Below are 26,384 nucleotides of genomic sequence, written 5' to 3' on the forward strand. Positions count from 1 at the left end.
TGCCCCCGCCGCGGTGCCGACCGCGTCGGCGACCCCCGGGGCCCGGGCCGCGTCGACCCCGGTCCGGCTGCTGGTCGACACCGGCGACCCCGTCCGGGCCGCGCTCGCCGCGTCGATCACCACCCAGGCCGCTGCCGCCGGTTTCACGGTGACGGTCGTCGACACCGGCGACCTGGCGGCCACGCTCTGGTCGGACCCGACCGCATGGGACGTGGCCCTCGTGCCGGTGGCCCAGGGGGAGCTGCCGGTCGCGTCCGTGGTGGCCCGCTGGCGCTCCGGCGGGGCGACGAACGTGACCGGCCACGCCGACCCGGCGCTCGACGCGCTGCTGGACCAGGCCACGACGACCACCGACCCGACGGCGGCCCGCGCACTGCTGGACCAGGTGAGCGCCTCGTTGACCGCGTCGGCGGTGGTGCTCCCGCTGGTGCGTCAGCCGGTGCTCGTGGCCACCGACCCCGACGGTGACGGGCCGAGGCTCACCGGTCTGACGGCTCCGACCTGGGGTTCGGCCGACCTGTCCCCGTGGTGGTCCTGGGCTCGCGACTGAGCTGGGGGCCGGGGGCGGCCGCCAGCGGACCGGGGTGTGCGACGGCGCTGACCGGTGCTGCGGCACGGGGCGGTAGACTGCCCAGGTGCCTGCCGTTGTCGCGGGCTCTCCCACCTTCGAAGGACGTGCATCCGTCGTGCCCACCGCCACGCGCCCTGACCTGCGCAACGTCGCGATCGTCGCGCACGTCGACCACGGCAAGACCACCCTCGTCGACGCCATGCTGTGGCAGACGGGCTCCTTCGGGGACCACGACCACGTCGAGCGACGTGCGATGGACTCCGGCGAGCTGGAGCGTGAGAAGGGCATCACGATCCTCGCCAAGAACACGGCGATCCGGTACAACGGCCCGTCGGCCGCGGTCTTCGGCCAGCCCGACGGGGTGACGATCAACGTCATCGACACCCCCGGTCACGCCGACTTCGGTGGCGAGGTCGAGCGCGGGCTCTCGATGGTCGACGGCGTCGTGCTGCTGGTCGACGCGAGCGAGGGGCCGCTGCCGCAGACCCGCTTCGTGCTGCGCAAGGCGCTCGAGGCCAAGCTGCCCGTGATCCTCGTGGTGAACAAGGTCGACCGGCCGGACGCCCGGATCACCGAGGTGGTCGCCGAGAGCACCGACCTGCTGCTCGGGCTGGCGTCCGACCTGCACGAGGACGTCCCCGACCTGGACCTGGACTCCGTGCTCGACGTGCCGGTCGTGTACGCCGCGGCCAAGGCGGGCCGGGCGAGCCTGGTGCAGCCGGCCGACGGCGGGCTGCCGGACAACGAGGACCTCGAGCCGCTCTTCGCGACCATCCTCGCCAAGATCCCCGCGCCCACCTATGACGAGGGCGCGCCGCTGCAGGCGCACGTCACCAACCTCGACGCCTCGCCGTTCCTCGGCCGGCTCGCGCTGCTGCGCATCTTCAACGGCACGCTGCGCAAGGGCCAGCAGGTCGCCTGGGTGCGGCACGGCGGCACCGTCCAGAACGTGAAGATCACCGAGCTGCTCGAGACGAAGGCGCTCGAGCGGGTGCCCACCGACTCCGCGGGCCCGGGTGACATCGTGGCCGTCGCCGGTATCGAGGACATCACCATCGGGGAGACCCTCACCGATCCCGACGACCCGCGTCCGCTGCCGCTCATCACGGTGGACGACCCGGCGATCAGCGTGACCATCGGCATCAACACCTCGCCGCTGGCTGGCAAGGGCGGCAAGGGCCACAAGGTCACCGCGCGCCAGGTCAAGGACCGGCTGGACCGCGAGCTCATCGGCAACGTGTCGCTGCGCGTGCTGCCGACCGACCGGCCCGACTCCTGGGAGGTGCAGGGCCGCGGCGAGCTGGCCCTGGCGATCCTGGTCGAGCAGATGCGCCGCGAGGGCTTCGAGCTCACCGTCGGCAAGCCCACCGTCGTGACCAAGCTGGTCGACGGCAAGGTGCACGAGCCGGTCGAGCGGATGACCATCGACGTGCCCGAGGAGTACCTGGGCGCGGTCACCCAGCTCATGGCGGCGCGCAAGGGCCGCATGGAGACGATGGCCAACCACGGCACCGGCTGGGTGCGCATGGAGTTCCTCGTCCCCTCGCGCGGGCTCATCGGCTTCCGCACCCGGTTCCTCACCGACACGCGCGGCACGGGCATCGGCTCGTCGATCTCCGAGGGCTACGAGCCCTGGGCCGGCCCCATCGAGACCCGGCAGTCCGGCTCCCTCGTGGCCGACCGCCCTGGTCCCGTCACGCCCTACGCCATGATCAACCTGCAGGACCGCGGCACGTTCTTCGTGCAGCCGACGCAGGAGGTCTACGAGGGCCAGATCGTCGGCGAGAACGCGCGCGCCGACGACATGGACGTCAACATCACCAAGGAGAAGAAGCTCACGAACATGCGGTCGTCCACGGCCGACGTGTTCGAGAACCTCGTCCCGCCGCGCACCCTCACGCTCGAGGAGTCCCTCGAGTTCGCCCGCGAGGACGAGTGCGTCGAGGTGACCCCGGAGATCGTCCGCATCCGCAAGGTGATCCTCGCCGCGGACGCCCGGGCCAAGGCGGCGTCCCGCGCCAAGCGGGCCTGAGGCGTATCGTCCCGGGCCGTGACCAGGTTCGGGAGGGCGATCGGCGTGCTGGGCGCCGCCGTGCTCGGCGTCGTCGTGGGTGTGCTGGGCACGGTCGCGCACCGTGGGCACCAGCCGTGGGGTCTGGTCGCGGCGCTCGCGCTGGTGGTCTCGGTCGGCGTGCTCGCCCGCGCATGGCGCGGCTGGTCGGCGTGGGCGGGATACGTCGCCGGCCTCCTCGTGGTGGTCCAGGTGCTCGCTCGGACCGGCCCGGGCGGTGACGTGCTCATCCCGGCAGGTGCGGCGATCGGTTGGGTCTGGATGATCGGCTCGGCCGGGCTTGCCCTGCTCGTCGCCGCGGTGCCGCGCCGCGTGTTCGACCGCACCCCGCTGCCGCCCCGCGCCGTCCCCGCCGAGCAGTGAGCGTCGACCCGGTCGAGCTGCGGGCGGTCGCCTCGCGGATGGCCTCGGGCGTGTGCGTCGTGACCGTGGCGTGGCGCGGGACGGTGCATGCGGCGACGGTGAGCACGGTGCTCGTGCTCTCGCAGGACCCGCCGCTGCTGGGCGTCGCGCTGCACGAGGACTCCCGGGTCGCCGAGGCGCTCGAGGACGAGCCGACCTGGTCGGTGAGCGTGCTGGCCGACGACCAGGGCTCGGTGGCGGACTGGCTCGCCTCGCCCGGCCGGCCGGTCCTCGGCCAGCTGGACCGGGTGCCGTCCACGGCGGCGCGCAGCTCGTCGGCGCGGTGGCTCACCGGCGCCGCGGCGTGGTTCGACTGCCGGACCGTGCAGCGTCACGTCGTCGGTGACCACGTGCTCGTCGTGGGCGACGTGCTGGTGGCCGAGGAGGGGGCACCCACAGTCGGTGCACTGGTGCACCTGAGGGGGCGCACACCTGGCGTGCGCTGATTGCCGGGACAGGCGCGGACCGTACAATTCGGCTCGGTCGAGCGCCTGCATCGGGGGCTGGCAGGGTGCGGGAAGGCGTGGACGTGACTGAGGCTGGTGTCGGGGCGAACGGGCGGTCCCAGGGGTCGGAGCCCGAGCCGGGCGGCACGGCCGCCGACGGTGCGGTGCAGCCCGCCGAACCGACCGGCACCGGAGAACCGCAGGCCACCGCCGACGAGCCCGCTGCGCAGGTGACGCCCGAGCCGGAGCCGGCGGTCGAGTCCACTCCGGAGGCGGAGCCGGCCGTCGAGTCCGCGCCCGAGGCGGAGCCCGCCGTTGTCCCCGCGCCGGGCGTCGAGGTCTCGGCGGTCGGCTCGACGTCCATCGATCTCGACGCGACCGCGGTGCTGCCGGTCCAGGACACGGCTTCCACGCCGGTGCCGCCGGCCGTCGCGGCCCAGCCGGCTGCCGCGGACGTGACTCCCACCGCCATGGCCCCAGCCGTGGCACCCGCGGCCGTCGACCTCACCGCCACGCCCGCCACGGCCGTGGACCTCACCGCGGTGACCCCCACGGCGCTGACCCCCGCGGCTGTCGAGCCCGCCGCAGCGAACCCCGCTGCCGTCGAGCCCGCCGCAGCGAACACCGCTGCCGTCGAACCCGCCGCAGACGGGGGATCGGCGCACTGGCCGGCGACGGTGGCCGGGGACCAGGCCGCCGCCGTGCGGGTCGCCCCGGGCCCGGTCCCGGTCGCCGACCGGGAGCCGTCACCGCTCGACGACTTCGAGCCCGAGACGCGCACCCGCCGCTGGCCCCGGGTGCTGGCGATCGTCGGTGGTGTGCTCGTGCTGCTCGCCGGAGGCTACGTCGGCGCGTCGTACGCGCTGGGCGACCGGGTGCCCCACGGCACCACCGTCGCCGGGGTCGCGATCGGCGGCATGACGTCGAGCCGAGCCGAGGAGGCGCTCACCACCGGTCTGGCCGGGAAGGTGACCGCGCCGCTCACCGTCGTCGCGAAGGACCAGCAGGCGAGCTTCGACCCGGTGGGCGCGGGGATGAAGCTCGACGCCGTCGCCACGGTGAGCCGGCTCGTGGGCGTCGACCTGCGTGACCCCGCCAGGCTGTGGCGCCAGGTGGTCGGCGGTGGCGCGGTCGCCCCGGTGACCGTCGTCGACGACACGACGTTCGGCACCGCCCTCAGCGCACTGTCGGACACCCTGCACCAGGACGCCGTGGACGGCACCATCGTGTTCGTCGACGGCACGCCGCACCTCACCGATGCGGAGGACGGCTGGGCGCTGGACCAGACCGGCAGCACCCAGACGCTGACCTCGGGCTGGCTCACCACCTCCGGTCCGCTCACGCTGCCGACCTCGGTGGTGGCGCCGCAGATCAGCCAGCAGGCGGCCGAGACTGCGATGACCTCGCAGGCGACTCCGCTGGCTGCCGGCGCGATCAAGGTCGAGGTCGGCGGCTCGTCCGCCCTGCTGTCGGTGGCGACCCTCACCGGAGCCGCGACGTTCACCGCGACCGACGGTGCGCTCACCCTCGTCCTGGACGGGGCCAAGCTGCGCGATGCGATCGTCGCGCAGCTGCCCACGCTGCTCACCCCGTCCGCCGATGCGCACTTCGACCTGAGCTCGGGCAGCCCGGTCGTGGTGGCGGGCACGCCCGGCACGACGATCGACCCGGCCGCGCTGTCCGCCGCGGTGGTCGCGGCGAGCACGACGCCCGAGCGCAAGGCCACCGTCTCGTTGGTGGCGACGGACCCGGCCCAGTCGACGGCCGCGCTCGAGGCGCTCGGCGTCAAGGAGGTCGTGGGGGAGTTCGCCACGCCGCTCACCTCCGAGCCGAAGCGCACCAAGAACATCGCCAACGGCGCGGCGATCATCACCGGGACCCTCATCAGGCCCGGTGAGACGTTCAGCCTCGCCGACGCCCTCGGCCCGGTCGACGCGGCCCACGGCTACGTGCAGGCCGGCGCGATCGTCGACGGGCAGCACACCGACGCCTGGGGTGGCGGCCTGTCGCAGGTGTCCACCACCACCTACAACGCGGCCTTCTTCGCCGGCTTCGAGCTGGTCGAGCACAAGCCGCACAGCGAGTACTTCACCCGGTACCCGGAAGGGCGCGAGGCGACGATCTTCGCCCCGCAGCTGGACATGAAGTGGAAGAACAACACCCCGTACGGCGCCCTCGTGCAGGGCTGGGTGGCGGACAACAGCCTCCACGTGCGGATCTGGGGCACCAAGTACTGGACGGTCGACACGACCACGAGCCCGCGCCGCAACGTCGTGCCGCCGACCACGGTCTACAACACCTCGCCAGGCTGCGAGGCCTCGGGCGCCGGCAACCCCGGGTTCGCCGTGACGGTCACCCGCACCACGTCGCTCAACGGTGTGGTGGCCAACAACGAGACGTGGAACTGGACCTACAAGCCGCAGAACAAGACGGTCTGCGGGCCCGCACCGGCCGGCTGACCGAGCCCGTCGAGCTCGTCCGCGGCGGCCTCAGTGCCGCCGCGGTGGCGCCGGGGGCACCTGCTTGGCGGTCACGACGTCGGCGGCCGGCACGTGCACGTCGCCGCGACGGGTGCGCACCGTCAGGCCCTCGTCGTCGACCGTCACGAGGTCCCCGAGCACATCGGTGAGCCGCGGCTCGCCCGGACCTGGGGAGTCGTCGCGGACCCGACGCACCACGACCCGCGTCCCCACCGGCCAGATGCGCCACCTGTCGGCCGGACCACTCGTCGTCGCCTCCACGTGAGGGATACTAGGTCGGCCTCTGCACCTGGAAGGACTGCCCGTGACCTACGTGATCGCCGAGCCGTGTGTCGACGTCAAGGACAAGGCGTGCATCGACGAGTGTCCGGTGGACTGCATCTACGAGGGCAAGCGCTCCTTGTACATCCACCCCGACGAGTGCGTCGACTGCGGCGCCTGCGAACCGGTCTGCCCGGTCGAGGCCATCTACTACGAGGACGACGTCCCGTCGCAGTGGTCCGGCTACTACGACGCGAACGTGCACTTCTTCGACGCCCTGGGCTCCCCGGGCGGTGCGGCCAAGCTCGGTGTCATCGACGCCGACCACCCGCTCATCGCGACGCTGCCGTTGCGCGTCCAGGGGGAGTGACCTCGCACCCGTGGGCCTGCACGCCGATGCCCTGCCCGCCTTCCCGTGGGACAGCCTGACGCCGTTGGCGCAGGTGGCACGCGCGCACCCGGACGGGATCGTGGACCTGTCGGTCGGCACCCCGGTCGACGCGACGCCGTCGGTGGTGCGTGCGGCCCTGGCGGAGGCGGTCGACTGGCCGGGCTACCCGGTGACGTCGGGCACCCCTGCGCTGCGCGAGGCGGTGGTCGACTGGTTCGCCCGCCGGCGCGGTGTGCCGGGGCTGGACCCGGCCGCGGTGCTGCCGACGGTCGGCTCCAAGGAGCTCGTGGCGCTGCTGCCGGCGATGCTGGGGCTGGGCGCCGGTGACGTGGTGCTGCACCCGGCCGCGGCGTACCCGACGTACGACGTCGGCGCGCGGCTGGCGGGGGCGACGCCGCGCCCGTGCACGGACCCGGCCGCACAGCTGGACGGCGACGACGACGTGCGCCTCGTGTGGCTCAACTCGCCGGGCAACCCGGACGGCACGGTGCTCGGGGTCGAGGAGCTGCGCGCCGTCGTGGCGGCCGCCCGTCGCGCCGAGCGCAGGACGGGCCGGCCCGTCGTGGTCGCCGCCGACGAGTGCTACGCCGAGCTGGCCTGGGACGAGCCGTGGGTGCGTGACGGGGTGCCGTCGCTGCTGGACCCGAGGGTCGTCGACGGCTCGGTGGACGGGCTGCTCGTGGCGTACTCGTTGTCCAAGCAGTCCAACCTCGCGGGCTACCGCGCGGCGTTCGTCGCGGGGGACCGGGCGCTGGTCGGCCGGCTGCTCGAGCTGCGCAAGCACGCCGGGCTCATCGTGCCGGGGCCGGTCCAGGACGCCATGGTCGCGGCGCTCGGCGACGACGAGCACGTGGCGGCCCAGCGCGAGCGGTACCGCCGTCGCAGGCAGGTGCTGCGGGCGGCGTTCGAGCAGGCCGGCTACGTCGTGGACGGGTCGGCCGCCGGGCTCTACCTGTGGGTGCGGCCGGAGGGCGTCCAGGACTGCTGGGCGACGGTGCGGGACCTGGCCCAGCTCGGCATCCTCGTCGCGCCGGGCGAGTTCTACGGGGACAGCCGGCACGTGCGGGTGGCGCTCACGGCCACGGACGAGCGGATCGGGCAGGCCGCGGCTCGGTTGAACGCAGCCTGAGACATCCGCTGCTGTGGGGGCATGAGGCGAAGGGCCCATCTGGCGAGACAGATGTTGTGAGTCGAGTCACAATCGCCAGGACGAATCACTGTGCCAGACCAACAGTGACTAATCCCCGGGTAGCGTGCAGCCACACGACAGCGCCGCAGGGGTCAACGCGGCGACGTGTCCACGTCCAACGTCGGACGGACCACATACGGGAGGTTTCAGATGACGGATCTCGTCACCGCGCCCACGCAGACGCCGGTTCAGCTCGTCGTGAACGAGCGGACACTCGAGCTGCCCGTGGTCCCAGCGGCCGAGGGCAACGACGGGATCATCGTGAGCACCCTGCTGCGGGACACCGGCATGGTGACCGTGGACCCCGGGTTCATGAACACCGCGTCCTGCGAGTCCAAGATCACCTACATCGACGGTGACGCGGGCATCCTGCGCTACCGCGGCTACCCGATCGAGCAGCTGGCCGCGTCCTCCAACTTCCTCGAGGTCGCCTACCTGCTCATCAACGGTGAGCTGCCGACGCCCGCCGAGCTCGACCAGTTCACCGAGCGGGTCAACCGGCACACCCTGGTGCACGAGGACTTCCGCACCTTCATGGGCACCTTCCCCTCGAACGCGCACCCGATGGCCGTCATGGCCTCGGCGATGAACGCCCTGGGCACGTTCTACCCCGAGTCGCTCGACCCGTTCGACCCCGAGGCCGTCGAGCTGGCCACGGTGCTCATCCTCGCCAAGGTCCGCACGGTGACCTCCTACGTGCACCGGGCCCGGCGCGGTGAGCCCCTGCTCTACCCCGACTACAGCCGCGGCTACGTCGAGGACTTCCTGCGCATGACGTTCTCGATCCCGTACTCGCAGTGGTCCCCGGACCCGGTCGTGGTCAAGGCGCTCGACAAGCTGCTCATCCTGCACGCCGACCACGAGCAGAACTGCTCCACCTCGACCGTGCGCATCGTCGGCTCGAGCCACGCGAACATCTACGCCTCGATCGCCGCCGGCATCAACGCGCTCTCCGGCCCGCTGCACGGCGGTGCCAACGAGGCCGTGCTCAAGATGCTCGACGAGATCAAGGCCAACGGCGGCGACGCGACCGACTTCATGCGCCGGGTCAAGAACAAGGAGGACGGCGTCCGCCTCATGGGCTTCGGCCACCGGGTCTACAAGAACTACGACCCGCGCGCCGCCATCGTGAAGGAGAGCGCCCACGAGGTGCTCGAGGCGCTCGGTGCCGACGACCCGCGCCTGGAGATCGCGATGCGCCTCGAGGAGATCGCGCTGTCCGACGAGTACTTCATCTCGCGCAAGCTCTACCCGAACGTCGACTTCTACACCGGGCTGATCTACCGGGCGATGGGCTTCGACGAGGCCATGTTCACCCCGCTGTTCGCGCTCGGCCGGATGCCCGGCTGGATCGCCCAGTGGCGCGAGATGATGCTCGACCCGCAGACCAAGATCGGCCGCCCGCGCCAGATCTACACCGGGGCGGTCGAGCGCCCCTACGTCCCCGTCGCCGCGCGCTGACGGACCCAGGACCCCTCGGCCCCGGCCCCACGGCCGGGGCCGAGCCATATCCGGGCCGACGATCGTCCGGTCGACCTCCCCGGTGCCCCTCCCTGCGCCCGGACCACTCGTCCCCGGACCACCCGTCCGCAGGCCGGCCGCGCCGGATCAGCCGAGGGTGACCAGCACCTGGCCGGTCGGCAGCGCCGAACCCGCCTGCTGCCACCCGGCCTCACCTCGCACCCAGCGACGGTCGTCCACCTGCACCGAGGTCGCGCCGACCTGCGCCGCGACCGCGACGGCCCACTGACCCACCGACCACGCCGCACGGTCACCCTGGTCCGCCGGGGCGAGTGCCGACGCGTCGATCAGCCACCCGCCGTCCGGGGTGGACGAGGTCACCAACCCCAGGTCCCGGCTCAGCCGCGCGGGCAGGTCCTCAGCCGGCGGCTGCCCGTCGGACCGGGGGAGGGTGCAGGTGAGCGCCTCGGACGACCACCCGGTGAGCGCAGTGGCGAACGCGCGGGCACCGGCCTCGTGCGCGGCATAGGCGTCGGCGTACGCGGAGCGCTGCACCGCCTGGGCGGCCTGCGTCACCTCGATGGTCTGCCAGTCGGGCACCTCGACCAGCCGGTCGTAGAAGATGCCCGCGGCGTACACCGGGTCCCGGACCTGCTCGGGGGTGCCCCAGCCCTGGGACGGCCGCTGCTGGAACAGCCCCAGGGAGTCCCGGTCGCCGTAGTCGAGGTTGCGCAGCGCAGACTCCTGCAGCGCCGTGGCCAGCGCGACCGTCACGGCATGGGCCGGCAGCCCGCGCCGCACGGCGACGCCGGCGATGACGGCGGCGTTCTGCGCCTGCTCGGGCGACAGCGTCCAGGCGGTGCCGTCCACCGTCGCGGTGCACACCCGCGCGACCGACCGGGGGTGCCGGGCGTCCAGCCAGGCGATGACGACGAGCACGCACGCGACGCCGAACGCCAGGACCACGACGGCTGCGAGGAGCCGGGTGAACCGGGGTCTGCGTCGGGCGGCCACGGGTCAGTTGGCGTGCAGCGCCGGGTTGAGGGCCACGCCCTGCCCGGTGCGTGCGACGGCCTCGACCGCGCCCGTGAGCGAGTTGCGGCGGAACAGCACCTGGTCCGTGCCCGCGAGGTCGCGAGCCTTGAGCGTGCGCGGGCCGCCGTCGAAGCCGACGAGCGTCACCTTGGTGCCGGCCGTCACGTACAGCCCGGCCTCCACGACGCAGTCGTCCCCCAGCGGGATGCCCAGACCGGAGTTGGCACCCAGCAGGCACCGTCGGCCGATCGTGATGACCTCGCGGCCGCCCCCGGACAGCGTGCCCATGATCGAGGCACCGCCGCCGACGTCCGACCCGTCGCCCACGACGACCCCCGCGGAGATGCGTCCCTCGACCATCGAGACGCCCAAGGTGCCGGCGTTGTAGTTGACGAAGCCCTCGTGCATCACGGTGGTGCCCGGCGCGAGGTGCGCACCCAGCCGCACCCGGTCGGCGTCGGCGATCCGCACCCCGGACGGCAGCACGTAGTCGGTCATCCGCGGGAACTTGTCCACCCCGAGCACGACGACGGGCCGTCCCAGCGCGGTACGCAGCCGCAGCCGGGTGTCCTCGAACCCCTCGACCGCGCACGGCCCGGCATCGGTCCACACGACGGTGGCCAGCACGCCGAACACGCCGTCGAGCGCGACCTCACGGGGTCGCACCAGCCGGTGCGAGAGCAGGTGCAGCCGCAGGTAGGCGTCAGCGGCGTCGGCCGGTGGGGTGTCCAGGTCGATGACCGTCGTCACCAGGCGGACGTCCACCCCGCGTGCGTCGTCGCGTCGGGCGGCGGCGGCGGCCAGCTGCGCGGACGGCGCGGCGTCTGCGGGCGGCTCACCGAGGGCCGGAGCCGGGTACCAGGTGTCCAGGACGGTGCCGTCGTCGGCCACGGTCGCCAGACCATGACCCCAGGCGCTGCGATCGGGCATGGTCGCAGCCTAGGGCGTGACCGGCCGGCGCCTCGGGGGTGCCCACGGGTCGGTAGGGTCGAGCAGGTGAGCGACGCACCTCTGGACCTGTCGGCCGATCTCGTCACGTTGACCCGCGCGCTGTGCGACCTGCCGTCGGTGAGCGGTGACGAACGGGCGCTGGCCGATGCGGTGCAGGCCGCCCTGAGCCGCTACGACCACCTCGAGGTGCTGCGCGACGGTGACACGGTGGTGGCCCGCACCCGGCTGGGCCGGGCCGCCCGGGTCGCCGTGGCCGGGCACCTCGACACCGTCCCGATCGCCGGGAACCTGCCCTCGCACGTGGTCGGGACAGGCGACGAGGCAGTGGTGTGGGGGCGCGGCACGGTCGACATGAAGGCCGGGGTCGCCGTGCAGCTCGCGCTGGCCGCCGCGCTCACCACGCCCAACCGCGACGTCACCTGGATCTTCTACGACCACGAGGAGGTCGCCGCCGACCTCAACGGTCTGGGGCGGGTTGCCCGCACCCACCCCGACTGGCTGGCCGCCGACTTCGCGGTGCTGTGCGAGCCCACCGCAGGCGGGATCGAGGGTGGCTGCAACGGCACCCTGCGGGCCGAGGTGGAGCTGCGGGGGCGCGCCGCGCACTCCGCCCGCTCGTGGATGGGCGTCAACGCGATCCACGCCGCGGCGCCGGTGCTCACCAGACTGGCCGCCTACCAGGCGCAGGACGTGCAGGTGGACGGTCTGCTCTACCGCGAGGGGCTCAACGCGGTCGGCATCACCGGGGGCACCGCCGGCAACGTCGTGCCGGACCGGTGCGTGGTGACGGTGAACTACCGGTTCGCCCCGTCGCGGTCGGTCGAGCAGGCCGCCGCGCACGTGCGCGAGGTGTTCGACGGCTTCGACGTGCAGGTGGTGGATGCCGCGGGCGGTGCCCGGCCCGGGCTGGACCACCCGGTGGCGCAGCAGTTCTCCCAGGCGGTGCTCGCCGTCACCGGCGGTGCGCCGACCGCCAAGCTCGGCTGGACCGACGTCGCCCGATTCGGCTCCCTCGGGGTGCCGGCGGTCAACTTCGGCCCCGGTGACCCGCTGCTCGCGCACGCGGACGACGAACGCTGCCCGGTCGCCCAGATCGAGGCGGTGCACTCCGCGCTGGCGTCCTGGCTGACCGACTGACCTCAGCCGCGCGCCGTACGCTGCCCCCGTGGCGCGACGCACGACCTCCCCCCGCGAGTACCGGCGTGGTCCGGTGCTGCTGCGCGGCGAGCAGATCCCCTCGACGACCTCCGACCAGCGGCTGCTGTCCCGTTCGGAGGGGGCGGCGTGGCTGCAGGACGACCCGTGGCGCGTCATGCGCATCCAGAGCGAGTTCGTCGAGGGCTTCGGTGCGCTCGCGGAGATCGGGCCGGGGGTCTCTGTCTTCGGCTCGGCGCGGGTGGCCAAGGGCTCGCCGGACTACCAGCTGGCCCGGGCCGTGGGCCGCTCGCTCGCCCAGGCCGGGTACGCCGTCCTCACCGGTGGTGGTCCCGGGGTGATGGAGGGCGCCAACCGCGGGGCGGTGGACGGCGGCGGGCTGTCCGTCGGGCTGGGCATCGAGCTGCCGTTCGAGCAGGGCATGAACAAGTGGGTCGACCTCGGGGTCAACTTCCGGTACTTCTTCGCCCGCAAGACCATGTTCGTCAAGTACGCCGAGGGGTTCATCGTGCTGCCGGGCGGCTTCGGCACGCTGGACGAGCTGTTCGAGGCGCTCACCCTGGTGCAGACCCACAAAGTGACCGGGTTCCCCATCGTGCTCATGCGCTCGGCGTACTGGCAGGGCCTGCTCGACTGGCTCGCGCAGGCGGTGGTCGGCGGGCACATGGCCGCGCCGGTCGACCTGGAGCTGCTCCAGGTGGCCGACGACCCCGACGAGGCGGTGCAGATCATCGTGCAGCGCGGTGAGCAGCTGCGCGCCGACGAGGCGGCCGCGGTGCAGGCGGCGGCGACGGCCCAGCGCGCGGCGGAGGGTCGTTGAGCGAGCAGACCGTGCCGCGGGGGGCGGACCTCGTCGAGCGCGCCCCGCACCCGGCGTTCGACCCCCGCCGCTGGCCCTGGTGGGTGCAGACCCTCGCCGTCTACACGGTGAGCCGGGTGTTCCTCGTCGTGGTGTTCGTGCGGGTCGCGCTCGTGCAGCGGGCGAACCTGTGGACCCCGGCCCGGCCGCCCTACCTGGACTACGTGGCCACCCTGTTCGACGGCACGTGGTATCGCACCATCGCCGAGACCGGCTACCCGAGCACGTTGCCGGTGGACTCGGCGGGCCTGGTGACCCAGAACGCCTGGGCCTTCTTCCCCGCGTTCCCGATGCTCGTCCGGGCGGTCATGACGCTCACCTCGGGGACCTGGATCGTGGTCGCGCCGCTGGTGGCGACGGTGCTGGGTGCGGCGGCGATGGTCGTCGTGCACCGCGTCGTGCAGGTCGGTGCGCCGCGCGCGGTCGCGGCCTGGCCGGGGCTGCCGCTCGCGACGGTGGCGACGGTCTGCGCGTTCCCGACCTCGGCCGTGCTGCAGGCGGCGTACACCGAGTCGCTCGCGCTGCTGCTCATCGCCTCGGCCCTGCTGCTCCTCATCCGTCGGCGCTACGAGTGGGCCGCGCTCGTGGTGCTCGTGCTCGGGTTCACCCGCGCGGTCGCCCTGCCGATGGCGGTCGTCGTCGTCGTGCACGGGCTGGTGCGGTGGCAGGCGCGGCGGCGCGGCCAGGAGGACCTGCCGGTCGCGGACGTCGTGCGGATCGGCGCGCTCGCGGTGGTCGCCGTCGTCTCCGGCTTCCTGTGGCCGGCCATCTGCGGCTGGGTGACCGGGGTGCCGGACGGCTACCTGCGCACCCAGGAGGCGTGGCGCTGGGCGAAGAGCGTCGAGCCGTTCCTCGGCTGGACCTACGTGCCGCAGTACTGGTTCGGCGCGTGGGCCCCCGTCGTCGTGGTCGGTGGGCTGGGTCTCACGGCGTTCACCCTGCTCATGCCGTCGGCGTGGCGGCTCGGCCGGGAGCTGCACGCGTGGGCGGCCGCCTACGTCGTCTACCTCGTCGCGGTCGCCGAGCCGGGGTCGAGCCTGGCCCGGTTCCTGCTGCTGGCCTTCCCGCTGGGTGCGGCGAGCGTGGGCATCGTGACCTCGAGCCCGCGTGCCCGACGGCGGTGGCTGGCGGTGCTGCTGCTGGCGATGCTGGCCCTGCAGGTGCTGTGGGTGCGCCAGATCTGGCTGTTCAACCCGCATGGCGACTGGCCTCCGTGAGCCGTCCGGGGCCAGGTCCCGGGTCCAGGTGACCTAGACTTGACCCTGGACCACGGGCGGTCGTGCATACGACGGCGTCTGACGCCTGCAGGTGGGCCGCCCGGGACGCGACGAGGTGAAGGGGAGGCCGTTCGATGGCCGCGATGAAGCCGAGGACCGGCGAGGGCCCGCTCGAGGTCACCAAGGAAGGGCGTGGCATCGTCATGCGCGTCCCGTTGGAGGGTGGCGGTCGGCTCGTGGTGGAGCTCAACGCCACCGAGGCCGCCGAGCTGGGCGAGGCACTGACCTCTGTCGTCAGCTGACCGCACCCCGATGGCAGAACGGCGTGCACGCGGTCGTCAGCTGCCGGCACTGAGCCTGACGGGCGGCGACGTCGCCGGGACCCCGCTGCTGACGGACGGCAGTGTCGACGCCGTGGCTGTCCCGGTCGCCCCCGCACCGGCCGGTGACGACCACCTCCAGCCCGGTGAGGGGACCGCCGCGGCGGCGGCGCGCTACGGCATCGACCTGGCCGACCTGGCCGAACGGGCCGGTCTGACGGGTGCGGCCGGCCAGGCGCACACGGTGCAGCTGCCGCGTCCGGTGGGCTCGGCCGTCTCGTTGCCCTGGGACGGTCTGCCGCCCCGCGTCATCCTGGTCGGCACCGGCTCGGGGTCGACGCGCGACCTGCGACGTGCCGGGGCGGCCCTGGCGCGCGAGGCCCGGGGGTTGCGTCGGGTGGCCGCCACCGTGGGCGTCCGCCCCGCGGACCCGGCGTCAGCCGCGGCGCAGGCCGTTCGTGCGGTGGCCGAGGGCTACCTGCTCGCCGCCTACCCGCCCTACCGGGCGCCGGGCACCTCGACGCCAGCCCCCGACCCGGTCGGCGAGCTCGTGCTGCTCGGTCGCGACGGCACCCGGGCGGGTGCCGCGGTGACCGCGGCGCGTGCGGTGGCCGATGCCGTCTGGCTGGCCCGGGACCTCACCGCGACCCCGTCGAGCACGAAGAACCCCGCCTGGATGGCCGCCGAGGCCGGCCGTCGGGGCCGCGCCGCCGGGCTCACCGTCGAGACGCTGGGTCAGCGGGAGCTGGTCGCCGGCGGGTTCGGCGGGCTGCTGGCCGTCGGCGGCGGTTCGGCGAACGGACCCCGGCTGGTGCGCCTCACCTGGGACCCGGCCGCGAGGACGCAGACCGGGCACATCGTCGTGGTGGGCAAGGGCATCACGTTCGACACCGGCGGGATCTCGCTCAAGCCTCGCGAGTCGATGGTCACGATGAAGACCGACATGGCGGGGGCTGCCGTCGCGCTCGCCACCGTGCTCGGTGCGGCCGCGCTCGGGGTGCGGCACCGGGTGACCGCCGTGCTGGCGTTGGCCGAGAACCATCTCGGTGCCTCCTCCTACCGCCCGGGCGACGTCGTCCAGGTGCACGGCGGGCGCCGGGTCGAGGTCACCAACACCGATGCGGAGGGCCGGCTCGTGCTGGCCGACGCCCTCGACTGGGCCGCCACCGAGCTTGCCCCGGACGTCCTGCTCGACGTCGCGACGCTCACCGGTGCGGCGACCGTCGCCCTCGGGCGCACGCACGCCGCCCTGTTCACTGCGGACGACGCCCTGGCCGGTGCGCTGGAGTCGGCGGGCGAGGCCGCCGGGGAACCGGTGTGGCGGATGCCGTTGGTGGACGACTACGAGGAGCTGCTCGGCTCGTCGGTGGCGGATGTGCGCCAGATCTCCCACGACCCGCACGCCGGTGCCGGCGCCATCCTGGCCGCGCTCCTGCTGCGCCGGTTCGTCGGGAGCACCCGGTGGGCGCACCTGGACATCGCCGGCCCGGCCCGGTCCTCCGCCGAGGCGCACGAGGTGCCGGCGGGTGCCACCGGGTACGGCGTGCGACTGCTGCTGGGTCTGCTGTCCGACCCGTCGTTCCGGCCCTGACCCGCCTGTCCCCGAACGGACCAGCAGGTCAGCGGCGCACGGCGACGAGCACGCCGTCGCCGGTCGGCAGCAGGGTCGAGGACAGCCGGTCGTCGGAGCGCACGGTGCGCCCGACCTCGCGGGCCAGCGTCGTCGCCTGGTCGCGGCGCGCCGGGTCGCCGACCTGGTCCCGCCACAGCGCGTGCACGACGACGAGCAGGCCGCCGGGTCGTAGCAGCCGCACCCCGTGCTCGACGTAGCCCGAGGTGCCCTCGGGGTCGCCGTCGAGCACGACCATGTCGTACGCGGCGTCGGTGAGCCGGGACAGCACGTCGCCGGCCCGCCCCCAGATCGCGCGGACCCGGGTCGGTCGGATGCCTGCCTCGGTCAACGTGCGCTTGGCCCATCGCTGGTGCTCGGCCTCGACGTCGATCGTCGTGAGGACCCCGTCGGACGGCATGCCGCGCAGCAGGTGCAGAGCGCCCACACCCGTCCCGGTGCCGACCTCGACCACGGCGCGGGCGTGCGCGGCACCGGCGAGCACGGTGAGCAGCGACCCGGTCGCCGGGCTCACCGGTTCGACCCCGAGCTCCGCGGCGCGCTCACGTGCCAGGGCCAGCAGGTCGTCCTGCGGTGCGGACTCCTCGCAGAACGCCCAGGAGAGGGCCTTGTCGGCGGACATCGGGGGCTCCAGGCGATCGTCGGGATGGCCCGATCAGCCTAGCCCCCGGGCATTCTCAGGAAACTCTCGGGAACGCGGGACAGGCTGAGGGCGTTGTGATGACCAGGACCGAGGAGGATCGGCACATGACGCAGACGCAGGAGGCCGCCTGGACGGCGCCGTCCTGGGAGGAGATCGTCCGCGAGCACTCCGCCCGGGTCTACCGTCTGGCCTACCGGCTGACCGGCAACCGTGCCGATGCCGAGGACCTGGTGCAGGAGACGTTCGTGCGGGTGTTCCGCTCGCTGCACACGTACACCCCCGGCACCTTCGAGGGCTGGTTGCACCGGATCACCACCAACCTGTTCCTCGACGGCGCCCGGCGCCGGGCCCGGGTCCGGATGGAGCTCATGGGGGAGGACACCGACCGTTACCCGTCGGCCTCCTTCGAGGAGACGCCCGAGCGGGCCTACGAGCACCTCAACCTCGACGACGACGTGCAGCGCGCGCTCGACGAGCTGGCTCCGGAGTACCGCGCGGCCGTCGTGCTCGCCGACATCGAGGGGCTGTCGTACGAGGAGATCGCGGTGACCTTGGGCATCAAGCTGGGCACCGTGCGCTCGCGCATCCACCGGGCCCGGGCCCGGCTGCGGGTGTCGCTCGCGCACCGGCGGCCCGAGCTGTCGACCGAGCACCTGGCGACCACGGGCGCGCCGGTGGTCTGATGGCGCACCTGGGCCCGCTCATCAGCGACCTCCTCGACGGCCGGCTCGACCCGGCCGACGCGGAGCGGGCCTTCATGCACCTGGCCGGGTGCAGCCGGTGCGCCACCGAGCTCATGGAGGCCCGCCAGGTGCGCGCCGCGTTGGGGGAGGTGGCCCGGTCGGCGCCGCCGCCGCCGGACGACCTCACAGCGCGGCTGCTGTCGATGCGGGCCGAGTCCGTCCCGGTGCCTCGTGCACCGGACCCGTTCCTCCCGTTGTCGGAGCGGGACCGGATCGCTCGCGCCTACCACGCGCCGTCGGCGCTGCGCGGGCGGGTCGATGCGCGTCACCCGGCGCGTCGTGCCGTCGTCCCGGCGGTGGGGATCGGTGCCTTCGCGGCCGCGCTGTTCGCGCTCGGTGCCCAGCCGGTCGTCTCGCCCGCGACACATCCGGCGGCGGCCCTCAGTCTGCTCGCGGACGCTGCCGATGCGTCGACCGCCGCACCCGCGGCCGCCGTCGACGACCAGGCCTCGTTGCGGGCCGCCGGCTGGCTGCTCCCGCAGGACCTGCCGGAGGGCTGGTCCGTCACGTCGACCGGGTGGGTGCGGGACGGCGTGCTCGAGGTCGACGTCGCCGGTCACGGCACCACGGCCGTCGTCACCGAGCAGCGGGGGCGGCTCGACCCCGACCTGGCGGCGACCGGCAGCGTGCGGCAGGTCGCCGGGCGTGAGGTCGTCGTGCTCAGCGACGCGCCGTGGGTGGCCGTCTGGCAGGCCGGCTCGACCGTGGTCGAGGTGGTCGCACCGGACGAGGACCAGGGCGTCGACGCGCTCGTCGCGGCCTTCCCCGCGGCGCCCTACGACGACGGCGTGACGGCGCGCCTGGTGCGCGGCTGGACGACGGTCGCCGGCACGGTCACGGGATCCTGACGGACGGCTGCGGGCTGCCGGCCGCCGGACGCCGGGTCGTGCCGCCCGCGCGGCGGGCCCGGTCCGGTCCGGGCATGTCCGTGGCGGGCCTGCCCTCTGGTCTGGGGGCCTTCGATGTGCCAGCCGACCCGGGTAGCCTGTCCCGGTGATCGGGATCAACGGCGGTGAGTTCCTCATCCTGCTGGTGATCGCTGCGATCGTCATCGGGCCGGAACGGCTGCCGGGCTACGCCGAGCAGTTGGCCCAGCTCGTCCGCCGCGGGCGCCTGCTGCTGCGGGACACCCGCGAGCGGGTCACGACCGAGCTGGGTGACGCGGGCGCGGACCTCGACTGGGAGGCGCTCGACCCACGTCGGTACGATCCGCGTCGGATCGTCCGGGAGGCGCTCGCCGAGGACCTGTCCGCACCGGCGGCCAGGCCGGCGGCCACCTCCGCCGTCAAGCCCGTGGCGGAGCCGACGCCGGCCGGCCCGGTCGCCTACGACGACGAGGCGACCTGAGCCCTGGCCGTCCGACCGTCTCGTCCTACCAAGAGAGTGAGCCTCACCCCGATGACCGTCCGCCCACGTCTGTTCTCGGGGATGCAGCCCACCTCGGACTCGCTCCACCTCGGCAACTACCTCGGTGCCCTCACCCAGTGGGTGGCCCTGCAGGCGGACTACGAGACCATCTACTGCGTCGTGGACCTGCACGCGCTCACCCAGTCGCCGGACCCCGCGGTGCTGCGCACGCGCACCCGCGCCACCGCCGCGCAGTACCTGGCCGCAGGCGTGGACCCGGCCCGCTCGCTGCTGTTCGTGCAGTCGCACGTGCCCGAGCACACCCAGCTCGCCTGGCTGCTGTCGTGCCACACGGGGTTCGGCGAGGCCAGCCGGATGACCCAGTTCAAGGACAAGACCGCCCGCTACGGCGCCGACACGGCCAACGTCGGCCTGTTCACCTACCCGGTGCTCATGGCCGCCGACATCCTGCTGTACGACGCGGCGCTGGTGCCCGTCGGGGAGGACCAGCGTCAGCACCTGGAGCTCACCCGCAACCTCGCCCAGCGACTGAACTCGCGGTTCGGTGAGGGCACCGTCGTCATGCCGGAGCCCTACATCGTCAAGGCCACGGCGAAGATCTTCGACCTGCAGGACCCGACGGCCAAGATGAGCAAGTCGGCGGCCAGCCCGAACGGTCTCATCGAGCTGCTGGACGACCCGAAGGTGGTGGCCAAGCGGATCCGGTCCGCGGTCACCGACACCGACCGGGAGATCCGGTACGACCCGGCCACCAAGCCGGGGGTCTCGAACCTGCTCACCATCCACTCGGCGCTGTCGGGGACGTCGATCCCGGACCTGGTGGCGCACTTCGAGGGCGCGGGCTACGGCGACCTCAAGAAGGAGCTGGCCGAGGTGGTGCTCGGTGTGCTGGAGCCGTTCGGCGAGCGGGTGCGCGGCTGGCTGGCGGACAGTGCCGCGCTCGACGACGTGCTCGCCGACGGTGCGGCCCGGGCACGCACGCTCGCGGCCCAGACCCTCGACCGGCTCTACGAGGTGACCGGCCTGCTGCCGGCCTCCGGTCCGCGGTGAACCTTCCGGAGACCTCGGGCGACGAGGTCTGCATCGGGATCGCGGTGACGGTGCCGCCTCCGTACGGGCCGGCGCTGGTCTCGGCGCGCGCCCGGTTCGGCGACCCGGCCGCAGGGCAGATCCCGCCGCACGTCACCTTGCTGGTGCCGACCGCGATGCCGGTCGACGTGCTCGACGAGGTGGACGCGCACCTGGAGTCCGTGGCCACCGCGCGCGGACCGTTCGTCATGCAGCTGCGCGGCACCGCAACCTTCCGCCCGGTCTCGCCGGTGGTGTTCGTCCAGGTGGTGCGCGGTCTGGCGGACTGCGAGCAGCTCGAGCGCCGGGTGCGCACAGGTCCGCTCGCCCAGGAGCTGCGCTTCCCGTACCACCCGCACGTGACGGTCGCGCACGAGCTCGACGACGAGGCGCTGGACCTCGCCTTCGACGGCCTGGCGGGGTTCGAGGCGACGTTCCTCGTCGACCGGTTCCACCGCTACGTGCTCGCCGACGACGGCGTGTGGCGGCCGGCTCGGGAGTACCTGCTCACCGGCGCGTCCGGTGCAGGTGCCGGGCCCTCCGCGCGCCCGTAGGTTCGGGGCATGGACCGCGGGTGGGGACCGGCCGGGCTGCTCGACCGGGCCAGACGGCTCGCGCGCTGGTTCGCCGGGACGCGGGTGGGCCGCGCCAACGCCCGGTTCGGGTCTGCCGGCGGCGGGGTGCTCACCGGTGGGATCGCCTACGCGACGCTGTTCTCGGTGTTCGCCGCCCTCACGCTGGGCTTCAGCATCTTCATGGCGGTGCTCGGCGACAACGAGGCGCTGCGCACGGCGGTGGTCCGGGCGGTCGGCGCGGCGCTGCCGGGGGTGGTCGACACCGGGGACGGGGACGGGCTGGTCGACCCGACGACGCTGCGGCTGAGCACCGGGTTCACGCTGGCCGGTGCGATCGCCCTGGTCACCCTCGTGATGTCGGCCCTGTCCGCGGTCGGTGCGTTGCAGACCGGGCTGCGCGCGATGGTCGGTGTGACCGCACCGGGCAACGTGGTGCTCGGCCGCCTCCGCCAGCTGGCCGCGACGGCCGGGCTGGCGCTCACGGTGCTGCTGGCCTCCGCGCTCACCCTCGGGGTGACCGCGCTCGCCCAGGCGCTGCTCGGTGCGCTGGGCTGGTCCGGGGGCACCGAGGTGCTGGTCCGGGTGCTCGCGCCGCTCGTCTCGTTCGTCGTCGATGCCGGGCTGTTCGTGCTGCTGCTGCGGGTGCTCACGTCGGTGCGGCCGGCGCGGCGCGACCTGCTCGGCGGTGCGCTCATCGCCGCGGTCGGGCTCGGCGCGACGCGGATGCTCGGCACGTCCGTGGTGGCCGGCAGCGTGGCCGGGAACCCGCTGCTCGCACCGTTCGCGGCGATCGTGGTGCTGCTCGTGTGGGTCAACCTGGGCGCCCGGATCCTGCTCATGGCGGCGGCCTGGACGGCCGACCCACCCGCGCCCGCAGCCCCGCAGGAACCGTCCTCGCAGGTACCGGACGCGACCTGAGCCCTGCCGGACGCGGCGGGCGCCCTGGCGGGGCCACCGTCATCCCAGTGCGCGCAGCACCTCGGGGGCGTGGGAGACGAACGCCGCGAGCCGACGACGGGTGGCGGCGGGCTCACCGACCTCGCCGAGCCGGAGCATGCCGGGGTCGCCCGCCCGCTGACCGGCCTCGATCCGCTCGGCGGCCGCAGTCATCCGGCGCTCGACCTGGTCCAGGACGGCGGTCGGTGCGACCTCGCCGTAGGTCTCGGCCATCACCTGCAGGGCCTCGGCGGCTCGGTGCACGTCCTGCTCATCGCACGGGCTCTCGCCCCGCAGCGCGACCAGCGGGCCGTTCCAGGCGAACATCGCCAGGTCGTCCAGCGGCACCCCCGGACCGGCGACGTCCCAGTCGAACACCCCCGCCAGCCGGTCGCCGTCGAACGCGAGGTTGTAGACGGCGGCGTCGTGGTGGCAGACGATCTCGCCCTCCGCCAGCGGACGCTCGACGAACCGCCAGCGGCGCGTGCTGCGGGGGAAGTCGGCGACGGCCTCGTGGAACTGGCGCAACCAGGCCATGGCGGAGGCGATCCGCGCCGGGGTCAGCGAGTCGGGGCTCACCTCGAGCACCTGCCCGGGCAGGTAGCTGAGCACCTCCCGGCCCTGGCGGTCGATCCCCAGCACCCGGGGGACCAGCGGCAGACCACGGCGGTCGAGGTGGTCGAGCAGCTCGTGCACCGCCGGCGTCCACGGCCCGGTGGGCCGACGCACGGTGTCGCCGATCCGTGTCGCGCCGCCGACCTGCCCGCCCGGCAGCGGCTCCTCCGGCCCGTCCGGTCCGTCCCAGGTGTGCACCTGCCCATCGTGCCGTGTGCACAGACGGCTGCGGCTCCCGACCCGCGAGGGGAGGGGAGCCGCAACCGGTGCCGGGGTCAGAACGTGCGGGTGATCACCGCACGCTTGACCTCCTGGATGGCCTTGGTCACCTGGATGCCGCGCGGGCACGCGTCGGTGCAGTTGAAGGTCGTCCGGCAGCGCCAGGCGCCTTCCTTGTCGTTGAGGATCTCCAGGCGCTGCGCCCCGCCCTCGTCGCGGCTGTCGAAGATGAACCGGTGGGCGTTGACGATGGCCGCCGGGCCGAAGTACTGCCCGTCGGTCCAGAACACCGGGCAGCTCGTGGTGCACGCGGCGCACAGGATGCACTTGGTGGTGTCGTCGAACCGGTCGCGCTGGGTCTGGGACTGCAGGCGCTCCTTGGTCGGCTCGTTCGCGCCCGTGATGAGGAACGGCATGATCTCGCGGTACGAGGCGAAGAACGGCTCCATGTCCACGACGAGGTCCTTGATGACCGGCAGGCCCTTGATCGGCTCGATCGTGATGGGCTTGGACGGGTCGAGGTCCTTGAGCAGCGTCTTGCAGGCCAGCCGGTTGCGACCGTTGATCCGCATGGCGTCGGACCCGCACACGCCGTGCGCGCACGAGCGGCGGAACGTGAGCGTGCCGTCCAGGTCCCACTTGACCTGGTGCAGCGCATCGAGCACCCGGTCGGTGCCGTGCACGGTGAGCTGGAACTCGTCCCAGCGGGCGGTCCCCGCGGGGACCGGCTCGCCGTAGGCGGGCGCCGGAGCGTCCGACGGGATGTACCGGGCGATCTTGAGCGTCACCTGGAACGTCGGCACCTCGCCGACGGCGGTGCTGGCTGCGGGTTCGAGGGTGGCGGTCATCAGTACTTGCGCTCCATCGGCTGGTAGCGGGTGACGGAGACCGGCTTGGAGCCGAGCACCAGCTGGTACCCGTCGGACTGCGAGCTGAGTGCGAACGGACCGTCGGAGTCGCCGTCGACCGCGGCAGGGCCGTCGGTCAGCGGGCGGCGGTACACCAGGGTGTGCCGCATGAAACCGGCGTCGTCGCGCTTGGGGTAGTCCTCACGGAAGTGCCCACCGCGGGACTCCTTGCGGTTGAGCGCGCCCACGACGACCACCTCGGCCAGGTCGAGCAGGAAGCCGAGCTCGACCGCCTCGAGGAGGTCCGTGTTGAACGCCCGGCTCTTGTCCTGCACGCTCACCGAGCGGTAGCGCCTGGCCAGCGCCCGGATGTCGGCGAGCGCCTGGGTGAGCGACTCCTCGGTCCGGAACACCTGGGCGTTGGCGTCCATCGTCTCGGCCAGCGCCCGGCGGATGTCGGCCGGCCGCTCCCCGTCCTGCCGCGTGCGGATCGCCTCGAGCTCGGCGCTCATCGTCGCCGCCGGCGACTCGGGCAGGTCCACGAGCGTGGCGTCGACGGCGTACTCGGCAGCAGCGATCCCGGCCCGACGGCCGAACACGTTGATGTCGAGCAGGGAGTTGGTGCCCAGCCGGTTCGAGCCGTGCACCGAGACGCAGGCGCACTCACCGGCCGCGTACAGCCCGCGGACCACGTCCGTGCCGTTGCGCAGCACCTCGCCGCGCACGTTCGTCGGGATGCCACCCATGAGGTAGTGCGCCGTCGGGTAGACCGGCACCGGTTCGGTGTAGGGCTCGACGCCGAGGTACGTGCGGGCGAACTCGGTGATGTCCGGCAGCTTGGCGTCGATGTGCGCCGGCTCGAGGTGTGTGAGGTCGAGCAGCACGTAGTCCTTGTGCGGGCCGCAGCCGCGCCCCTCACGCACCTCGTTGGCCATCGACCGGGCGACGATGTCGCGCGGCGCCAGGTCCTTGATGGTGGGGGCGTACCGCTCCATGAAGCGCTCACCGGTGGAGTTGCGCAAGATCGCGCCCTCGCCACGGGCCGCCTCGGAGAGCAGGATGCCGAGCCCGGCCAGACCGGTCGGGTGGAACTGGAAGAACTCCATGTCTTCCAGCGGGATCCCGCGGCGGTAGGCCAGGGCGATGCCGTCCCCCGTGAGGGTGTGGGCGTTCGAGGTCGTCTTGTAGATCCGCCCGGCCCCGCCGGTGGCCATGACCACCGACTTGGCCCGGAAGACGTGGATCTCGCCGGTGGCCAGCTCGTAGGCGACCACCCCGGCGACGTTGACCTCTTCGTGGTCGGGCACCTGCCCGGCCGCGAGGTCGTGGTCGACGAGCAGGTCGAGCACGTAGAACTCGTTGAAGAACTGGACGTCGTTCTTCACGCACTGCTGGTAGAGCGTCTGCAGGATCATGTGGCCGGTGCGGTCCGCCGCGTAGCACGCACGGCGCACGGCGGCCTCGCCGTGGTTGCGGGTGTGACCGCCGAACCGGCGCTGGTCGATGCGGCCCTCGGGCGTCCGGTTGAACGGCAGCCCCATCTTCTCCAGGTCGAGGACGGCGTCGATGGCCTCCTTGGCCATGATCTCAGCGGCGTCCTGGTCGACGAGGTAGTCACCGCCCTTGACGGTGTCGAAGGTGTGCCACTCCCAGTTGTCCTCCTCGACGTTCGCCAGGGCGGCGCACATGCCGCCCTGCGCCGCGCCCGTGTGGGAGCGGGTCGGGTAGAGCTTGGAGATGACCGCGGTCCGGGTGCGCACGGAGGACTCCAGCGCTGCCCGCATACCGGCACCGCCGGCACCGACGATCACCACGTCGTACTCATGGGTCTGCATCAAGGATCCTCAGGGCGCAGGGCAGAAGCTGGGCAGGGTTCCGGCGGCGGCACCGGCGGGGCACGGGTCGAAGGTGAAGATGACGAGCGTGCCGAGCACGACCACCGCGACGAACGACGCGGCGAGCAGCACCTTGAGCCACAGCCGCGTGGCGTTCTTCTCCGCGTAGTCGTTGATGATCGTGCGCAGGCCGTTCGCCCCGTGGATCATCGCCAGCCAGAGCATGAGCAGGTCCCAGACCTGCCAGCCGAGGCTGGCCCACTTGCCGGCGACGAAGGCGAAGTCGATCGCCTTCACACCGCCACCGGCGACGAGGTTGACGAACAGGTGGCCGAAGATGAGGACCACGAGCACGACGCCCGAGATCCGCATGAACAGCCAGCTGGCCATCTCGACGTTGCCGCGGGTGACGCGGCGGCCGGGGCCGGGACGTGGCGCGCGCGGCGCCTTCGGGTCGGCGATGGTCGTCATCAGTTGCCCCCGAACACGTGCATGAGGTGCCGCGGCAGGAACCCGGCCATGGTCACCACGAAGAGCCCCAGGACGATCCAGAACAGCACCTTCTGGTACTTGACGCCCTTGGACCAGAAGTCGATGAGCACGATCCGCAGCCCGTTGAACGCGTGGAACACGATGGCGGCGACCAGGCCGGCCTCACCGAGCCCCATCACCGGGTTCTTGTAGGTGCCGATCACCGCGTTGTACGTCTCTGGCGCGACCCGGACCAACGAGGTGTCCAGGACGTGCACGAGCAGGAAGAAGAAGATCGCGAACCCGGTGACGCGATGTGCGACCCAGGACCACATGCCCTCCCTGCCTCGGTAGAGGGTGCCGGTCGGCGCCTTGGCCGGCCGTTCTGCAGGTGGTGCAGACACTTCGGGAACCTCCTGGCGAGGGAGCGGATGTCATCGCTGACTGCGGTGCTCGGCCGTCACTGTAGTGGCGCCCCACCCTCCCCCGGCCGGACCTTGTGGGCAAGAGCAGCGGATCTTCCGTTCCCCGCACGCCGGGGGCCTGTGAGGTTGGCCACATGTCGGCGTTTGGGACCTTCGGTCCTGGGATCTGGGCACAACTCGGGCCCCCACGAGGGGTGTG

The 26,384-nt window shown here is 73.1% G+C and carries 27 protein-coding genes and 1 pseudogene; 19 read left to right on the plus strand and 9 right to left on the minus strand.

Annotated elements, in window-relative coordinates:
• From F2B26_RS03035 to F2B26_RS03055, 5 genes and pseudogenes are all read left to right on the plus strand, one after another.
• Positions 1-550 (plus strand): annotated as a pseudogene (locus F2B26_RS03035) (hypothetical protein); the annotation flags it as partial.
• Between the two features lie 136 nt (positions 551-686).
• Positions 687-2,603, plus strand: a complete 1,917-nt coding sequence (typA, locus tag F2B26_RS03040; protein WP_159806281.1) for a translational GTPase TypA — start codon at positions 687-689, stop codon at positions 2,601-2,603.
• Positions 2,604-2,621: 18 nt separating this feature from the next.
• Entirely contained in the window at positions 2,622-3,005 is a 384-nt protein-coding gene (locus tag F2B26_RS03045) for a DUF6113 family protein (RefSeq protein ID WP_159806283.1), read from the plus strand.
• Positions 3,002-3,490 carry a flavin reductase family protein gene (locus F2B26_RS03050; protein WP_235929471.1) on the plus strand — a complete coding sequence of 163 codons (489 nt, stop codon included), beginning with the start codon at positions 3,002-3,004 and terminating at the stop codon, positions 3,488-3,490. The genes F2B26_RS03045 and F2B26_RS03050 overlap by 4 nt, the downstream gene beginning before the upstream one ends.
• 83 nt (positions 3,491-3,573) lie before the next feature.
• Complete coding sequence (locus F2B26_RS03055; RefSeq protein WP_159806285.1) at positions 3,574-5,949, plus strand: VanW family protein; 2,376 nt, start codon at positions 3,574-3,576, stop codon at positions 5,947-5,949.
• A gap of 30 nt (positions 5,950-5,979) precedes the next feature.
• On the opposite strand, the gene F2B26_RS03060 is transcribed toward F2B26_RS03055, so the two are convergent.
• Positions 5,980-6,231 (minus strand): putative acetyltransferase, encoded by a 252-nt coding sequence (locus tag F2B26_RS03060; protein ID WP_159806287.1) that lies wholly within the window; start codon positions 6,229-6,231, stop codon positions 5,980-5,982.
• Between the two features lie 43 nt (positions 6,232-6,274).
• Here F2B26_RS03060 and fdxA point away from each other — a divergent pair, with 43 nt between their 5' ends.
• From fdxA to F2B26_RS03075, 3 genes are all read left to right on the plus strand, one after another.
• A complete protein-coding gene (gene fdxA / locus F2B26_RS03065) occupies positions 6,275-6,601 on the plus strand; it encodes a ferredoxin (protein WP_159806289.1) in 327 nt (108 codons plus the stop codon).
• 10 nt (positions 6,602-6,611) lie between these two features.
• Complete coding sequence (dapC, locus tag F2B26_RS03070; protein ID WP_159806291.1) at positions 6,612-7,751, plus strand: succinyldiaminopimelate transaminase; 1,140 nt, start codon at positions 6,612-6,614, stop codon at positions 7,749-7,751.
• A 210-nt stretch (positions 7,752-7,961) separates the two neighbouring features.
• Positions 7,962-9,272 carry a citrate synthase gene (locus F2B26_RS03075; protein WP_159806293.1) on the plus strand — a complete coding sequence of 437 codons (1,311 nt, stop codon included), beginning with the start codon at positions 7,962-7,964 and terminating at the stop codon, positions 9,270-9,272.
• Between the two features lie 147 nt (positions 9,273-9,419).
• Here the strand turns inward: F2B26_RS03075 and F2B26_RS03080 are convergent, their stop codons facing one another.
• On the minus strand, positions 9,420-10,286 hold the full coding sequence (locus F2B26_RS03080; RefSeq protein ID WP_159806295.1) for a hypothetical protein: 867 nt from the start codon (positions 10,284-10,286) through the stop codon (positions 9,420-9,422).
• A 3-nt stretch (positions 10,287-10,289) separates the two neighbouring features.
• Complete coding sequence (dapD, locus tag F2B26_RS03085; RefSeq protein ID WP_159806297.1) at positions 10,290-11,237, minus strand: 2,3,4,5-tetrahydropyridine-2,6-dicarboxylate N-succinyltransferase; 948 nt, start codon at positions 11,235-11,237, stop codon at positions 10,290-10,292.
• Between the two features lie 66 nt (positions 11,238-11,303).
• Here dapD and dapE point away from each other — a divergent pair, with 66 nt between their 5' ends.
• The 5 genes from dapE to F2B26_RS03110 all read left to right on the plus strand — a co-directional run bounded on the left by dapE (position 11,304) and on the right by F2B26_RS03110 (position 16,400).
• Positions 11,304-12,395, plus strand: a complete 1,092-nt coding sequence (gene dapE, locus F2B26_RS03090) for a succinyl-diaminopimelate desuccinylase (protein ID WP_235929472.1) — start codon at positions 11,304-11,306, stop codon at positions 12,393-12,395.
• Between the two features lie 28 nt (positions 12,396-12,423).
• Positions 12,424-13,233: an LOG family protein gene (locus F2B26_RS03095; RefSeq protein ID WP_159806301.1), complete on the plus strand. Its 810-nt coding sequence runs from the start codon at positions 12,424-12,426 to the stop codon at positions 13,231-13,233.
• Entirely contained in the window at positions 13,230-14,489 is a 1,260-nt protein-coding gene (locus F2B26_RS03100; protein ID WP_159806303.1) for a hypothetical protein, read from the plus strand. Before F2B26_RS03095 ends, F2B26_RS03100 begins: the two co-directional genes overlap by 4 nt.
• A gap of 134 nt (positions 14,490-14,623) precedes the next feature.
• Positions 14,624-14,791 (plus strand): DUF3117 domain-containing protein, encoded by a 168-nt coding sequence (locus tag F2B26_RS03105; RefSeq protein ID WP_159806305.1) that lies wholly within the window; start codon positions 14,624-14,626, stop codon positions 14,789-14,791.
• Between the two features lie 112 nt (positions 14,792-14,903).
• The gene (locus tag F2B26_RS03110) at positions 14,904-16,400 is read left to right on the plus strand and encodes a leucyl aminopeptidase family protein (RefSeq protein ID WP_328698648.1); all 1,497 of its coding nucleotides are present in this window, start codon (positions 14,904-14,906) and stop codon (positions 16,398-16,400) included.
• Positions 16,401-16,428: 28 nt separating this feature from the next.
• Here F2B26_RS03110 and F2B26_RS03115 read toward each other — a convergent pair whose 3' ends face one another.
• Positions 16,429-17,061, minus strand: a complete 633-nt coding sequence (locus F2B26_RS03115; protein ID WP_159806309.1) for an O-methyltransferase — start codon at positions 17,059-17,061, stop codon at positions 16,429-16,431.
• Between the two features lie 98 nt (positions 17,062-17,159).
• On the opposite strand from F2B26_RS03115, the gene sigE reads away from it, so the two are divergent.
• The 6 genes from sigE to F2B26_RS03145 all read left to right on the plus strand — a co-directional run bounded on the left by sigE (position 17,160) and on the right by F2B26_RS03145 (position 21,754).
• Complete coding sequence (sigE, locus tag F2B26_RS03120; protein WP_159806311.1) at positions 17,160-17,765, plus strand: RNA polymerase sigma factor SigE; 606 nt, start codon at positions 17,160-17,162, stop codon at positions 17,763-17,765.
• Complete coding sequence (locus F2B26_RS03125; protein WP_159806313.1) at positions 17,765-18,673, plus strand: anti-sigma factor family protein; 909 nt, start codon at positions 17,765-17,767, stop codon at positions 18,671-18,673. Before sigE ends, F2B26_RS03125 begins: the two co-directional genes overlap by 1 nt.
• 145 nt (positions 18,674-18,818) lie before the next feature.
• On the plus strand, positions 18,819-19,172 hold the full coding sequence (locus F2B26_RS03130) for a twin-arginine translocase TatA/TatE family subunit (protein ID WP_159806315.1): 354 nt from the start codon (positions 18,819-18,821) through the stop codon (positions 19,170-19,172).
• 51 nt (positions 19,173-19,223) lie between these two features.
• Positions 19,224-20,243: a tryptophan--tRNA ligase gene (gene trpS, locus F2B26_RS03135; RefSeq protein WP_159806317.1), complete on the plus strand. Its 1,020-nt coding sequence runs from the start codon at positions 19,224-19,226 to the stop codon at positions 20,241-20,243.
• On the plus strand, positions 20,240-20,815 hold the full coding sequence (locus F2B26_RS03140; RefSeq protein ID WP_159806319.1) for a 2'-5' RNA ligase family protein: 576 nt from the start codon (positions 20,240-20,242) through the stop codon (positions 20,813-20,815). Before trpS ends, F2B26_RS03140 begins: the two co-directional genes overlap by 4 nt.
• A gap of 9 nt (positions 20,816-20,824) precedes the next feature.
• On the plus strand, positions 20,825-21,754 hold the full coding sequence (locus F2B26_RS03145) for a YihY/virulence factor BrkB family protein (RefSeq protein ID WP_159806321.1): 930 nt from the start codon (positions 20,825-20,827) through the stop codon (positions 21,752-21,754).
• A gap of 39 nt (positions 21,755-21,793) precedes the next feature.
• Here F2B26_RS03145 and F2B26_RS03150 read toward each other — a convergent pair whose 3' ends face one another.
• The 5 genes from F2B26_RS03150 to sdhC form a co-directional block, all read right to left on the minus strand.
• Entirely contained in the window at positions 21,794-22,585 is a 792-nt protein-coding gene (locus F2B26_RS03150; RefSeq protein WP_159806323.1) for a phosphotransferase enzyme family protein, read from the minus strand.
• A gap of 77 nt (positions 22,586-22,662) precedes the next feature.
• The gene (locus F2B26_RS03155) at positions 22,663-23,454 is read right to left on the minus strand and encodes a succinate dehydrogenase iron-sulfur subunit (RefSeq protein ID WP_159806325.1); all 792 of its coding nucleotides are present in this window, start codon (positions 23,452-23,454) and stop codon (positions 22,663-22,665) included.
• A complete protein-coding gene (gene sdhA, locus F2B26_RS03160) occupies positions 23,454-25,289 on the minus strand; it encodes a succinate dehydrogenase flavoprotein subunit (protein ID WP_159806327.1) in 1,836 nt (611 codons plus the stop codon). Before sdhA ends, F2B26_RS03155 begins: the two co-directional genes overlap by 1 nt.
• Before the next feature lie 9 nt (positions 25,290-25,298).
• Complete coding sequence (locus F2B26_RS03165) at positions 25,299-25,760, minus strand: succinate dehydrogenase hydrophobic membrane anchor subunit (protein ID WP_159806329.1); 462 nt, start codon at positions 25,758-25,760, stop codon at positions 25,299-25,301.
• Positions 25,760-26,164, minus strand: coding sequence for a succinate dehydrogenase, cytochrome b556 subunit (sdhC, locus tag F2B26_RS03170; RefSeq protein WP_159806331.1), 405 nt, complete (start codon positions 26,162-26,164; stop codon positions 25,760-25,762). Before sdhC ends, F2B26_RS03165 begins: the two co-directional genes overlap by 1 nt.
• Between the last annotated feature and the right edge of the window lie 220 nt (positions 26,165-26,384).

Origin of the sequence: Cellulomonas citrea (assembly GCF_009829685.1) — a bacterium.
Taxonomy (GTDB): domain Bacteria; phylum Actinomycetota; class Actinomycetes; order Actinomycetales; family Cellulomonadaceae; genus Cellulomonas; species Cellulomonas citrea.